At 31.3% G+C, this 14,302-nt stretch carries 15 protein-coding genes; all 15 read left to right on the top strand.

Features of this window, described 5'->3' with window-relative positions; all coding sequences use genetic code 11:
* Positions 1–2 precede the first annotated feature (2 nt).
* Positions 3–1,019 (top strand): hypothetical protein, encoded by a 1,017-nt coding sequence (locus tag B3P23_RS12455; protein ID WP_293926437.1) that lies wholly within the window; start codon positions 3–5, stop codon positions 1,017–1,019.
* A 10-nt stretch (positions 1,020–1,029) separates the two neighbouring features.
* A complete protein-coding gene (locus B3P23_RS12450; RefSeq protein WP_293926434.1) occupies positions 1,030–2,055 on the top strand; it encodes an EpsG family protein in 1,026 nt (341 codons plus the stop codon).
* Positions 2,048–3,346, top strand: a complete 1,299-nt coding sequence (locus tag B3P23_RS12445; RefSeq protein WP_293926432.1) for a hypothetical protein — start codon at positions 2,048–2,050, stop codon at positions 3,344–3,346. Before B3P23_RS12450 ends, B3P23_RS12445 begins: the two co-directional genes overlap by 8 nt.
* A gap of 9 nt (positions 3,347–3,355) precedes the next feature.
* Positions 3,356–4,522 carry an N-acetyl sugar amidotransferase gene (locus B3P23_RS12440; protein ID WP_293926430.1) on the top strand — a complete coding sequence of 389 codons (1,167 nt, stop codon included), beginning with the start codon at positions 3,356–3,358 and terminating at the stop codon, positions 4,520–4,522.
* On the top strand, positions 4,519–5,121 hold the full coding sequence (gene hisH / locus B3P23_RS12435) for an imidazole glycerol phosphate synthase subunit HisH (protein WP_293926428.1): 603 nt from the start codon (positions 4,519–4,521) through the stop codon (positions 5,119–5,121). Before B3P23_RS12440 ends, hisH begins: the two co-directional genes overlap by 4 nt.
* Positions 5,122–5,124: 3 nt before the next feature.
* Positions 5,125–5,892, top strand: a complete 768-nt coding sequence (locus B3P23_RS12430; RefSeq protein ID WP_293926426.1) for an AglZ/HisF2 family acetamidino modification protein — start codon at positions 5,125–5,127, stop codon at positions 5,890–5,892.
* An 11-nt stretch (positions 5,893–5,903) separates the two neighbouring features.
* Positions 5,904–6,938 carry a polysaccharide biosynthesis protein gene (locus tag B3P23_RS12425; protein WP_293926423.1) on the top strand — a complete coding sequence of 345 codons (1,035 nt, stop codon included), beginning with the start codon at positions 5,904–5,906 and terminating at the stop codon, positions 6,936–6,938.
* Positions 6,939–6,945: 7 nt separating this feature from the next.
* On the top strand, positions 6,946–7,368 hold the full coding sequence (locus tag B3P23_RS12420; RefSeq protein WP_293926420.1) for a WxcM-like domain-containing protein: 423 nt from the start codon (positions 6,946–6,948) through the stop codon (positions 7,366–7,368).
* On the top strand, positions 7,365–8,483 hold the full coding sequence (locus B3P23_RS12415) for an NAD-dependent epimerase/dehydratase family protein (RefSeq protein WP_293926417.1): 1,119 nt from the start codon (positions 7,365–7,367) through the stop codon (positions 8,481–8,483). The genes B3P23_RS12420 and B3P23_RS12415 overlap by 4 nt, the downstream gene beginning before the upstream one ends.
* A 14-nt stretch (positions 8,484–8,497) precedes the next feature.
* Positions 8,498–9,637 carry a non-hydrolyzing UDP-N-acetylglucosamine 2-epimerase gene (wecB, locus tag B3P23_RS12410; RefSeq protein WP_293926414.1) on the top strand — a complete coding sequence of 380 codons (1,140 nt, stop codon included), beginning with the start codon at positions 8,498–8,500 and terminating at the stop codon, positions 9,635–9,637.
* A 2-nt stretch (positions 9,638–9,639) separates the two neighbouring features.
* Positions 9,640–10,893, top strand: a complete 1,254-nt coding sequence (locus tag B3P23_RS12405; RefSeq protein ID WP_293926411.1) for a glycosyltransferase family 4 protein — start codon at positions 9,640–9,642, stop codon at positions 10,891–10,893.
* Positions 10,890–11,795, top strand: a complete 906-nt coding sequence (locus tag B3P23_RS12400) for an NAD-dependent epimerase/dehydratase family protein (protein WP_293926408.1) — start codon at positions 10,890–10,892, stop codon at positions 11,793–11,795. Before B3P23_RS12405 ends, B3P23_RS12400 begins: the two co-directional genes overlap by 4 nt.
* A 2-nt stretch (positions 11,796–11,797) precedes the next feature.
* Entirely contained in the window at positions 11,798–12,763 is a 966-nt protein-coding gene (locus B3P23_RS12395; RefSeq protein ID WP_293926405.1) for an MraY family glycosyltransferase, read from the top strand.
* On the top strand, positions 12,760–13,101 hold the full coding sequence (locus B3P23_RS12390; protein WP_293926402.1) for a hypothetical protein: 342 nt from the start codon (positions 12,760–12,762) through the stop codon (positions 13,099–13,101). Before B3P23_RS12395 ends, B3P23_RS12390 begins: the two co-directional genes overlap by 4 nt.
* Before the next feature lie 408 nt (positions 13,102–13,509).
* Positions 13,510–14,298, top strand: coding sequence for a polysaccharide biosynthesis/export family protein (locus B3P23_RS12385; RefSeq protein WP_293926400.1), 789 nt, complete (start codon positions 13,510–13,512; stop codon positions 14,296–14,298).
* Positions 14,299–14,302: the final 4 nt, after the last annotated feature.

Raw genomic sequence — 14,302 nt, 5'->3', positions numbered from 1 at the left:
TTATGATAAAAACAAATTTTGAAGTACCCATAGTATTATTTACTTTTAAAAGAGCTGATAAAACATTGGAAGTCTTAGATCAAATTGCTCAAGTTAGACCTTCGAAGTTATATATTTTGAGTGATGAAGGACGTAATGAAGAGGAGAAAAAAACAGTTTCTAAATTGAGAAAAGATATAGAAGAAAGGATTACATGGGATTGTGAACTCATTAAAAATTATGCTGATAAAAATAGGGGTGTATATGAAAATATTGGTGTAGGAGCCAGATGGGTTTTAGAAAGGGAATCTTCTGCAATTTTTTTAGAAGATGATAACCTGCCTGATATAACATTTTTTGCATTCTGTCAAGAAATGCTTGAGAAGTACAAAAATGAAGAAAAAGTACTTTGGATTTGTGGAACAAATTATCTTGAGGAATATAAATCGGTTAAGGGGGAGAGTTATATGTTTACTTCAAATATGCTCCCATGTGGATGGGCATCATGGTCTAAGAAATTTTTAAAATACTATGATGGAGAATTAAAACTATGGAAAGACAGTAATACGAGAAAGAAATTGATTAAAAGTAAAAAATATTATAAACCTCTTTTACAACAAGATTTTAAAAACTGGGATAGAGAGTTAGACCGCATTAACAGAAATTTAAAACCTGATTCTTGGGATTACCAAATGGCTCTAGCATTAAAAGCAAATGACTTGTTAGGTATTGCTCCCAAGTACAATTTAATTCAAAATATCGGTGTAGATTTAGATTCAATTCATGGCGGCACATCATTTGATTTAGAAATGACGAAAAGATTTTGTGGCATTCCTACTAAAGCTATGGAATTCCCCTTAAATCATCCAGAAAAAATTGAGATCTCGATAGATTTTGAAAAGAAAACTTCTAAAATTATGACTCTTCCAAAATTAGTTCGTTTGAAAGAGGATTTATCATCTTTTATAAAGAAAATTTTAAAAATGAATCGTGAAGAAAGTATTGTCAATAAAATTAAGAAAACTTTAGGTGTAAGGTAGTATAAGAGATATGATTTCCATCAGTATATTTTTAATTTTTGTTTCTCTTTTATTTAAGAACTCAAAATTTCTGACAATATTAATATTAGTATATTGTTGGGTGCTTTTTGGCTTTAATACAATGAATGGAGATTATGATTTATATGAGAGAATGTATAACGGAGCTAAAAGTGCTAAGTCAATATTTTCTTACGAAGCTGGATATAATTTGTTAATGTACTTAGGGAATTTGTTTGGGTTTACTTTTCAAATATTTTTTAAAGTTATAGCGGCTTTTATTTTAACAGTTTTAGGTGTATTTAGTTTTAAGTTTTCAAGATATTCTGCTCTTTTTGTGAGTGTTTTTTTAGCAGTATACTTGCCTATTGAGTATGTTTTATTGAGAAACTTTTTGTCGTTTTCGATAGTTTTAATAGGTATAATTGCATTTTTGAAAAATCAAGAAAGGGGCAAATTTTTATTGTTAGTTAGCATTCTTATTGCGACGACTGTGCACATCTCCTCTATTTTTTATTTTTTAATATATTTCGCATTTTTATATAAAAATATAAAACCAGAAAAGGTATTTTTGCTTACTCTTATTGGATTATTTGCGTTTACGATTGGAGATTCTCTTTTAATTGGAATTCTCAAAGATACAGGCGGAAGAGGTACAATGTATTTAACTAGATTTCCTCAATTTTTATTGTATACCTTTTTTCAAATTGGAAATTATTTTTTAATTCATTGGTATTTCAAAAGTAATATTTCTATAAATCCAGATTTAAAAAAAGTAATCATTGCAATTAACTTGTATTTGGTGTTTTTAGTTATTTTGTATTTTAATTACGCAATTTTCATCAGAATATTTCTAAATATATCTTTAGTAAATGTTTTGTTTATGTTAAACCATGTCAATTTCAAATTTAAAAGAGGAGGAGAGAGACTGATAGTCCTTGTGCTTTATTTAGCTTTCTTCTTTTTTGAATTTGTGTTTCCAGTGATGAAAGATTCTCTGGATGCTATGTATGAGAATAATAATTTTTTTTATGAGTAAAGTACTAATAGTAGCTAATAATAGCTTTTCATCTTTATCAAACAATGGGAAAACATATGAAGCCATATTTTCAGATTTTAATAAAGCTGATCTTGGACAAATATTTTTTAGTGAAAATGAATCTCCTGATTTAGATTATTGTAATAATTATTTTAAAATAACTGATAAGGATGTTTTAATAAATACACTAACATTGAGTGGAAAAAAAGGAGGAGAAATTAATAAACAAAATTATATAAGTAATGAAAATCAACTAGCCTACAGCAAAAAAAAAATTGTGAGCGTTTTATTTAAATTTCTCCAGAAAAGAGCAGATTCGCTAGTTCAGTTGAGGGATTTGTTATGGAGTCTAAATTTTTGGAAAACTAATAAATTGAAATTGTGGCTTAGAGAATATAATCCTCAGATTATTTTTTTTGTAGCTGGAGATATGGAATTTCCTCATACTGTTGCTAAATGGATCTCGAATGAATTGAAGATACCTTTGGTAATTTATTTTACTGACGATTATGTCTTAAATCCCCAACCTAGAAATTTTTTAGATAAAAATAGAAAAGAAAGGGCTCTTAATTTTTATAAAGATACAATAGCAAAATCATCGAAACTATATACAATTGGAGAATTAATGGCCAATGAATATGAAAATTATTTTGGAAAGAGTTTTAATTTTATCATGAATTCTGTTAACGTTAATCCGCTAATTAATTATGTAGATGATAAATCTGATAAAGTGATAATAATCTCTTATTTTGGAGGATTGCATCTTAATCGTTGGAAAATGATTTCACGATTAGGCAGTATTCTAAATAATCGTGCAAAAATAAATGTTTATACGATAGAAAAACCTTCAAATGATATTTTGTCAGCGTTTGAGCGCGCATCGGTTAATTATTGTGGACCCGTGACTGGTGAAAATCTAAAGTGTAGAATTATTGAAAGTGATGTTTTGTTACATGTTGAAAGTGATGATCAATATAATAGAAGTCTAACAAAATTATCTGTGTCAACCAAAATTCCAGAATACTTAATGTCGGGTAGGGTTATCTTAGGATTTGGCCCCGTTGAAGTGGCATCTATGCGAATTCTTAGTGATAATGATATAGGGTATGTAATTTCAAGCAGTTTAAATGATTTTGAAATTTCTCAAAGTATTTCTAAAATTTTTGATTTTGAACAAAGAAAAGATCTGGGTATTAAAGGATATGATTTTGCTGTTGCCAATTTTAGTAAAGATGTTATTTCTAAGAAATTTAGAAAAGAAATTGAAGCTTTAGTACTTGATGCTAAATAGATAGATAATATGGCAGTAAAGAATATTAAAAATAGTACAATGAGAGATTATAAAATATGTACTAAAACAATTATGGATACTTCAGATCCTAATATTGTGTTTAATGACCTTGGCGAAAGCGAATATTACACTAATTTTATTGAAAATATTTTACCCTCTTGGAATTTTGGTCAAGATAAATCAGATGAATTATTAAAATTTGCAAAAAAAGTTAAGTTTGAGAATAGGAAAAAGCAATATGATTGTATTATAGGTGTTAGTGGAGGACTAGACAGTTCTTATTGTACATATGTTACAACAAAGATAATGGGTTTAAGACCACTTCTTTATCATGTTGATGCTGGATGGAATACGGAACAAGCTGTATCAAATATAGAAAAATTGGTCGATGGATTAAGTTTAGATTTGTATACTGATGTAATTAATTGGAATGAGATGAAAGATCTTCAACGTTCATTTTTTAAATCTCAAATTGCGGAGCAAGATGCACCGCAGGATTTAGCTTTTTTTTCTAGTTTATACAAATTTGCACATAAAAATAATATTAAATATGTTTTTACTGGAGCGAATTTTAGTACAGAATGTTGTAGGGAACCTATTGAGTGGGGAGCATATCCTGGAATTGATAAAAGATTAATTATCGATATTCATAATAAATTTGGAGAAACTAAACTCAAGACCTTTCCAATTGTTGATATTTTTACATATAAAATTTATTATCAACGAATATTAGGGATGAAGGTATTTCATCCATTAAATTATGTAACATATCTTAAAAATGATGCTGAATTACTTTTGAATGCTGAATTTGGATGGCAGCCATTTCGGCATAAGCATCATGAATCGCGATTTACTAGATTTATAGAAGATTTTTGGTTTCCAAAAAAATACGGGTTTGATAAACGAAGAGCACACCTATCTTCTTTAGTATTGACAGGTCAATTGACAAGAGAAGATGCCTTAAAGAGAATTTCAAAACAAGAACTAGATATACAAACAAGTGAAAATGAAAAAAGATATGTAGCTAATAAGTTAGGATTTTCAGAGTCAGAATTTGAAGAATTATTTATACAGCAAAATAGAACCTTTAGAGATTATAAATCAAAACGTTGGTTAATTCATCTAGGAATTTGGTTAAGTCGAATCTGTGGAATTGAAAAACGATTATTACGATGATAACAATTATTGACTATGGGGTTGGAAACGTTAATGCTTTTATAAATATTTATCGAGAACTAGGAATAGAATGTCAGGCGAGTTGTCTTGAGAATGAAATTTTGAATTCTAATAAACTAATTTTGCCAGGAGTAGGACATTTTGATTATGCTATGGAAAAACTGCAAAAATCAAATTTGATTCCGGTTCTAAATGAGATGGTTTTTAAACAGAAAGTGATGGTTTTAGGTATTTGTGTTGGTATGCAAATGATGGCAAACTTTAGCAGTGAAGGAATATTAATGGGTTTAGGTTGGATTCCTTCAAAAGTTGTTAAACTAGACACAACTTTAAGACATAAAACGTTAACTCCTCATATGGGTTGGAATAATGTAGAAGTAAATAATTTACATCCAATACTAAATGGTATTGATGATTTTTATTTTTTACACTCTTATGTAATGGAATGTGATAACCCAGAAAATATCCTTACAACAACAAATTATGGTGTAAATTTTGCTAGTATTGTTAACAATGAAAATGTTTTTGGTATTCAGTGTCACCCTGAAAAAAGCCATCAATCAGGAATTCGATTTTTAAGGAATTTTGCTAATTTATAGGAGATGTTAAAACCAAGATTAATTCCATGTATACTTATAGAAGATGGATTAGTTGTTAAAACTACAAAATTTAAAAATTCAGTATATATAGGCGATCCTATAAATATTGTTAAAATTTTTAATGAAAAGGAAGTTGATGAAATTTGTGTTTTCGATATTTCTGCATCAAGAAATTACGTAGAGCCAAATTTTGAACTTATTGGAGAGCTAGCAAAGCAATCAAGAATGCCTTTGTGTTATGGTGGAGGTATAAAGACGTATGAACAAGCTGAGAGGATATCTAATTTGGGTGTGGAGAAAATAGCATTAAGTAGTGTTATATTTGAAAATATAAATGTTGTAGCTCAAATTAGTGATCGTTTAGGACTTCAGAGCGTAGTGATTGTGTTAGATGTTCAAAAGAGATTATTAGGTGGATATGATATCTATATTAAAAACGGAAAAATAAATACAAAAATAGATTTATTTACCTTTCTGAAAAATATTAGTTCCTTACCATATGGTGAATTAATAATTAATTCTATTGATTTAGATGGCACACAAAATGGATACGATATCGCTTTGGTTAGAAAAGTGATAGACCTAACATCTAAGCCCATAACAGTATTAGGAGGAGCTTCAACACTGGCAGATATCAGTAAACTTTTTAATGAATTTAAAATTATAGGTGCAGGTGCAGGATCTTTATTTATCTTTAAAGGAAAATATAAAGCCGTATTAATAAATTATCCAACAAAGGAAGAAAAGAAAAAATTATATTGTAATATCTAGAAAAGAAAAATATGCAAATTAAAGACAAAGTACTTTTAATAACAGGAGGAACAGGTTCCTTTGGGACAGCTGTGTTAAATCGATTCTTAAATACGGATCATTTTAAACAGATTCGTATTTTCTCACGTGATGAAAAGAAACAGGATGATATGAGAAATCTATATAAAAATGAAAAAATCAAATATTATATAGGAGATGTTCGGGATTATAACTCGGTTGAGCCCGCTACTCGAGGTGTTGATTATATCTTTCATGCAGCTGCTTTAAAGCAAGTGCCATCTTGTGAGTTTTTTCCAATGCAAGCTGTAAAAACCAATGTTGAAGGTACACAAAATGTGATTCGTGCGGCAGCATCAAATAGAGTTAAGAAAGTAATTTGTCTTTCCACAGATAAAGCTGCTTACCCAATCAATGCAATGGGTATCTCAAAAGCAATGATGGAGAAAGTAGCTGTCGCTGAAGCGCGAAACTTAACTGATACGGTTGTTTGTCTTACTCGTTATGGAAATGTAATGGCATCTAGAGGTTCTGTCATTCCTTTGTTTTTAAATCAGATTCAAAAAGGAGAACCCATCACAATCACAGATCCAAATATGTCTCGTTTTTTTATGTCTTTGGAAGATGCAGTTGACTTGGTCTTATTTGCTTTTGAACATGCTAATCCAGGCGATTTATTTGTTAATAAAGCTCCAGCAGGTTCTATTGGCGATTTAGCTAAAGCCTTGATTGAATTGACAGGTAAAGAAGTACCTGTTAAAGTTATTGGCACTCGACATGGAGAAAAACTTTATGAAACTTTATGTACCCGTGAAGAAATGATGAAAGCCGAAGATATGGGTGATTTCTATCGTGTTCCAGCCGATAATAGAGACTTAAACTATGCTAAGTATTTCTCGGAAGGTGAGCAAGATGTATCTAAGATTGAAGATTATCATTCTCACAATACAGAGCAACAAGGTGTAGAAGGGCTTAAAAAGCTCATTTCAACATTGCCTCTTATCAGAAAAGAAGTTTTTGGCGAAGACGTAATGCAATATCCATACTAATTTTATTATGATTGATTTTATAAAAGGTGGAATAGCCAAAGACGATAGAGGTCAAATTCGGTTTGTCAATGATTTTGATATTTCTTTGGTTAAAAGGTTCTATATCATTAAGAACGTAGATTTAACGTTAGTTCGGGGCTGGAGAGCACATCGCATCGAACAGCGTTGGTTCTACATTCTTTCTGGTTCTTTTGCCATTGATATTGTGAGAATTGATGATTGGGAAACTGCTTCTACAGATTTACCTGTAGAACGCTTGTTTTTAAGTACGAATGAAAATCAAGTACTGCATCTTTCGGCAGGTTATGCTACAGCTTTTCAATCACTAGAAGAAAATTCTGAATTATTGGTTTTTTCAGATTTTGGAATAGAAAATGCTCCATACGACGATTATACATATCCGCTGGATTATTTTATAAATAGAAAATGATAAGAATAGGAATTACAGGTCAAAATGGTTTTGTTGGAAATCATTTATACAATACGTTGGGATTATTCCCAGATGAATTTGAAAGGGTCGATTTTAACCGTGATATTTTTGAACAGGATCAAGAATTAGATGCTTTTGTTTCAAAATGTGATGTCATTGTACATTTATCAGCTTTAAATCGTCATGAGTCTGAACAAGTGTTGCACGATACCAACGTTGCTTTGGCCGTTAAATTAGTTGACGCTTTAAAAAGAACAAATTCGCAAGCACATGTATTGATTTCATCGTCGACCCAAGAGGAACGTGATAATCTATATGGAAAATCTAAAAAAGCAGGCCGAGAAGCAATAGTGGAATGGGCGAAAGCCAGCGGAGGAAAAGCAACAGGATTAATTATTCCAAATGTGTTTGGTGCTTTTGGTAAACCTTTTTATAATTCTTTTGTAGCTACTTTCTGTTACCAACTAACGCATGGTGAAATACCTTCTATTGCCACAGACGGTGAGGTGAAATTGATTTATGTCCAAGAATTGGTAGATACGATCATTAGGACGATAAGAAGTAAAGAAGGTATAGCTGAATTATTAATTGAGCCAACTGCGACTAAAAAAGTATCTGAAGTACTCGCATTATTAAATGAATACAAAGCAAAATATTTTGATGGTGGAGAAATTCCGGTGATAAATAATACTTTTGAACATAATCTATTTAATACTTACCGTACTTATATTGACCACGCAACACATTTTCCTGTAAAGTTCACACAACATATTGATCCAAGAGGAGCTTTTGTAGAGGTTATTCGTTTAGGAATTGGAGGACAATGTTCTTTCTCGACAACTGTGCCTGGGATAACAAGAGGAAACCATTACCATACCCGTAAGATTGAGCGATTTGCGGTGATCAAAGGAAAGGCCCTTATTCAACTCAGAAAGATCAATACGGATGAAGTAATGGATTTTTATTTAGATGGCCAAGAACCAGCTTATGTGGATATGCCGATTTGGTATACCCATAATATTAAAAATATAGGAAAGGAAGAGCTTTATACGATCTTTTGGATCAATGAACCTTTTAATCAAGAGGATGCAGATACATATTTTGAAACTGTTTAAGTGTTAAACATATCATGAAAAAATTAAAAGTGATGACCGTCGTTGGTACACGACCAGAAATTATTAGACTATCAAGAGTATTAGCGGCACTTGATGCTTCTGATGCTGTAGAACATACTATAGTCCATACAGGACAGAATTACGATTACGAATTAAATCAGATCTTTTTCGAAGATTTAGGTTTACGCAAACCTGATTATTTTTTAGAGGCTGCGGGTAAAACAGCTACCGAAACGGTTGGAAATATTCTAATTAAAATAGATCCATTATTAGAAGAGTTACAACCTGATGCTTTTTTAGTATTAGGGGATACTAATTCTTGTCTATGCGCAATTCCTGCTAAAAAACGTCATATTCCTATTTTCCATATGGAAGCAGGAAATAGATGCTTTGACCAACGTGTGCCAGAAGAAACTAATCGTAAAATTGTGGATCATACTTCAGATATCAATTTAACATATTCAGATATTGCACGTGAGTATTTATTAAGAGAAGGTTTACCTGCAGATCGTATTATTAAAACAGGTTCACCGATGTTTGAAGTGTTGCATCATTACCTACCTGAAATTAATGCATCTCAAGTTTTAGAAAAATTGAACTTGGAGAAAGGTAAGTTTTTTGTAATTTCATCTCATCGTGAGGAGAATATCAATTCGGAGAAAAATTTCCGTGGATTGATGACATCTTTAAATGCTATTGCTGAAAAATATCAATATCCGATTATTGTTTCCACTCATCCGCGTACACAGAATATGATTGATAAGATGCAAATTGAAATGCGTCCTGAGATCCAGTTTTTGAAACCATTAGGATTTCATGATTACAATGCTTTACAAAAAGATGCTTATGCAGTATTGTCAGATTCAGGAACAATCTCAGAAGAATCTTCGATCCTAAATTTCCGTGCTTTGAATATCCGTCAGGCGCATGAACGCCCAGAGGCAATGGAAGAAGCATCCGTAATGATGGTTGGTTTATCTCCTGAACGTATTTTACAGGGCTTGACACAAGTTTTGCAACAGCAAGTAGGTGCAGAAAGAAATTTTAGACCGGTTGCAGACTATTCGATGGCAAATGTTTCTCAGAAAGTAGTTCGTATTATTATTTCGTATACTGATTATATCAAAAGAACAGTTTGGTCGGAAGAAATTTAAAAATGATTAAAAAGAAAAAAATTCTGATACATAGTATCGCTTTCTTTCCAGATGGCGTATCTACTGCGTATTTGTATAATGATATTGCGATTGCTTTTAAAGAGGCAGGGTATGAGGTTGTCGTTTTAACGACGACACCTCATTATAATGTCGTTCAAGATCAGTTGGATAAACATCCAATGAAAAAAAAGTTTTTTGGTCTCTATTATGAGGGAGAGTATTGCGGGATTCCTGTTATACATATTCCGCAGAAAAAGTTTAAATCTACCTTTTTAAGATTAATGGGTTTTGTGTATTGGCATCTGTTAGCTTTGATTTTGGGGCTGCGAGAAAAAAATGTTGATGTTATTTTGTCACCTTCACCTCCGCTTACTATAGGTTTAGTGAATTTAATTATTGCTAAATTTAAAGGGGCAAAAGTTATTTATAATGTGCAAGAAATTTATCCCGATTTTTTAATTGAACAGGGGGGGCTTAAATCAAGAGTTATAATAAATATTTTAAAAAAGTTGGAGTCATTTGTTTATAATAAATCAGATGCTGTAACTACAATTGATCAAGTTTTCTACAACACTATTATTGAAAGATTTGAACATAAAAATAAATTACATATAATTCCTAATTTTGTAGATACTGCGCTTTATAAGCCACTTTTAGAAAGCAACTTGGACCCCTCTTTGTTTATATCAAATGAAAATATTAAGCTCATGTATGCTGGCAATATTGGTCATGCTCAAGATTGGGAACCATTATTGCATACGGCAATTTTACTTAAGGATGACGGTTTTGATTTTTATGTGATTGGCGAAGGAGTTATGAAGAAATACGTAGAAGAGAAGGTACATGAATATGGATTAAAAAATGTACATATTTTACCTTATCAACCTAGAGAATTGATGCCTCGTTTATTGGCCTTTACAGATCTCCAATATATATTTATGTCAAAGGAAATGGAGGGACATGGTTTTCCATCAAAAGTTTATACGATTATGGCATGTGCCAAACCACTGCTAGTCTGCTCAGGAAAAGAAAGCCCAATTGTAAACTTTCTTAATAAACAAAACTGCTCAAAGATTATTACAACTACGATTTTTCAAGATAAGGTAAGTGAATTAGTTGATTTTTTGAAATCAACAACAAAAGATGAATTAAAGGAAATGGGGGAAAATGGGTTACACCTAATTAATGAAAAATATTCGCAAGAAGTTGTTGTAGGAGAATATATTTCTTTAATAGAAGGCTTGATAAAATCATGAAATTCATAGTAACAGGATCTACTGGTTTTGTAGGTCAAAATCTTAAAACTTTTTTAGAGGATAAAGGGGAGGAAGTGTGTAATTTATCATTGAGAAATTCGAATTGGCATGAAAACATTCCTGAATCAGGTACAGCTATTATTCATTTAGCAGGAAAAGCGCACGATACATCCAATAGCTCGAATCTAGACGAATATTATAAAATAAACAGAGATTTGACCATCCGGCTGTTTCAAAAATTTTTATTGACAGAAATTCGTGATTTTTTTTACTTTTCATCTGTAAAAGCAGTTGCTGATACAGTTAGTGGAGAATTAATTGAAGATGTGATTGGTGAACCATTTACACCTTATGGTAAGTCCAAAATTGAAGCAGAACAATTCTTATTAACCCAAAGCTTACCAGAAGGAAAACGCCTTTTCATCATTCGTCCATGCATGATACATGGACCGGGTAATAAGGGGAACCTAAATTTATTATACAAAGTTGTAGAGAAAGGAATTCCCTGGCCACTTGCATCATTCCACAACCAACGCTCTTTTTTAAGTGTTGACAATTTATGTTATCTTATTTATCAAATAGTAATAAATAAGAATATTTCTTCTGGAGTTTATAATTTTGCGGATGATGAATATTTATCAACAAATGAATTAGTAAAAGAGATTGCTAAAATATTAGGAAAAAAGGAGAAACTTTGGAGTATCTCATCATTATTGATTAAGTCAATGGTAAAGATTGGTGATGTATTACCCCTCCCTTTAAATTCGGAACGTCTAAAAAAGTTGACGGAATCATATGTTGTTTCTAATCATAAGATCAAAACAGCATTGGGAATTGAAAAATTACCGTTAACGGCAAAAGAAGGGTTGCAGAAAACAATTCTTTCATTTAAAAAATTTTAATTATGGTTTATTTCATCGTATTCATTTGCCTATTCATCCTCGAGCTTTTTTATTTTAAATTAGCCGATCATTTTAATATAATTGACAAGCCAAATCAGCGCTCTTCTCATAATACGATAACACTGAGAGGTGGTGGAGTTGTTTTCTATTTTGGCGCACTGGCTTATTTTATTTGGTCTGATTTTCAATATCCTTGGTTCTTTTTGGGATTAACAATAATGACTATTATTTCCTTCTTAGACGATGTCTTTACACTTTCCAATAAGATACGTCTTGTCGTGCATTTCTCTTCTGTTCTGTTACTTGCCTATCAATTAGTATTATTTGAAATGCCCTGGTATTATTTATTGATTGGCTTTATCTTCGTTGTAGGCGTAATCAATGCTTATAACTTTATGGATGGAATTAATGGTATGACCGCTTGTTATAGTCTAGCAGTTGGAGCATTATTGATGCTGACTAATTATAAGATTAATTTTATAGCCCACGATCTTCTTGCTTTTTCCTTACTTGGAGTTTTTGTTTTTTCCTTTTTCAACTTCAGAACAAAAGCTAAGTGTTTTGCTGGTGATGTTGGGGCCGTGGCGATTGCCTATATTCTATTATTTGCGCTTGGGTCTCTAATCTTAATGACTGGCAATATTATTTATATTTTATTTTTGTTAGTATATGGGATTGATGCAATATGGACAATTATTCGTCGTCTTTATCTGAAAGAGAATATTTTTAAAGCACATCGATCACATTTGTACCAGCTTTTAGGTAATGAAGTGGCGTGCAATAAATTGTTGATCTCATTTCTTTATGGCCTAATCCAATTTATTGTTGGTTTGTTTGTGATCAGGTTTTCCAACGAAAATTTATCTACTCAATTGATTTTTTCATTAGCCTTAGTTTCTTTACTAAGTCTTATATATCTGACAATAAAAATTTACGTAATAAAGAAATATATAATTACTAAAATATGATAAATTTCATTGCTGGTGGTATCGCCAAAGATTACAGAGGGCAAATTAAATTTGTAAATGATTTTGACATGAGTCTTGTCAAAAGGTTTTATATTATTAAAAATCCGGATACTGAACTTGTAAGAGGATGGTGTGCTCACAAGATGGATCAACGTTGGTTTTATGTTCTGTCCGGCTCATTTTCAGTTGACGTTGTGCAAATTGATAATTGGGAAAAACCGTCTAATAATCTCCCTATTACAAATAAAACAATTAGCGATGATGGTATGCAAATACTTCATGTTCCAATTGGCCTTGGGACTGCATTCCGAGCTTTAGAAGCTAATAGTGAACTATAAGTGTATGCGGATTACGGAATTGAAAATGCTTCAAATGAAGATCATACTTATCCGTTGGATTATTTTGTGAATAGACAAGTCTAAATTTAATGATATTTCCATATCTAGACATAGTAAATTCGGTGCATCAGGCTAATATATAATATTATATGTTGATTATATATAATTTAATTCATCAATTTTGGCAAGTTATTGAATGGATAAATTAGGTATAAATCTATTTTATTATGATATCAAGCTAAAAACGACTATTACAGATTTTTTCTTATTTAACTTTTTTTCCTTATTTTAATTGAAATTAAATGTATTTTTACTGTTGCTAAGAATATATCAATCGTGGTTTGATTATTGCTAGCGACTTATTAATTTATTCAATTGATTACAATAAAAATATTAGCACTAACATATATGAATAAAATAGTACAACGATTTTTTTATTTTTTAACTTTAATCGTATTTCTTTCAATTTTATCTTCCTGTGGATCTCGCAAAAGTATAGTTTATCTACAGCCAGATTCAACTGCAATCAATACAATTTATGAACAATTTATACCTAAAATTCAATCTAGTGATATTTTAGCCATATCAATTTCAGCGGCCGATATTAAAGCGACATTGCCATTTAATCAGCAGAATGCTTACCAACTGAACGCTGCTACAGGTAATGATTTCGCATTTAAACCTACTTACACGGTGGATGAAAATGGCATGATCGACTTTCCTGTTTTAGGTAAAATTAAATTGAGTGGGTTGACACGTGTAGAAGCTGTTGAAGAAATACGGCAACGGTTAAAAAAATACATTCTAGACCCTGGGGTTAATATTTCTTTTAGTAATTTTAAAGTTACTGTTTTGGGAGAAGTTACTAGACCGGGAACTTATCCATTACAAAATGAGCGTGTTACCATACTAGAGGCATTAGGACTAGCGGGAGATTTAACCATCAAGGGAAAACGTGATAATATACTTCTCATTAGAGAGATTAATGGTAAAAAAACAATGAACCGTATTGATCTAACAAAACAGGACGCCCTTAATTCTCCCTTTTATTATCTTGCACAGAATGATGTCATCTATGTCGAACCCAATGGATCGCAAGTAAGAAATTCCAATTTAGGGCAAAATACAAATGTTTGGATTTCAGTATCAAGTCTAATTATTACTATTATCGCTGTAATTGTATCCAGCCGCAATTAATTTT

It is taken from the genome of Sphingobacterium sp. UBA6320, from assembly GCF_002440335.1.
Classification (GTDB): domain Bacteria; phylum Bacteroidota; class Bacteroidia; order Sphingobacteriales; family Sphingobacteriaceae; genus Sphingobacterium.
This window is presented reverse-complemented; position numbering and strand designations above follow the sequence as displayed.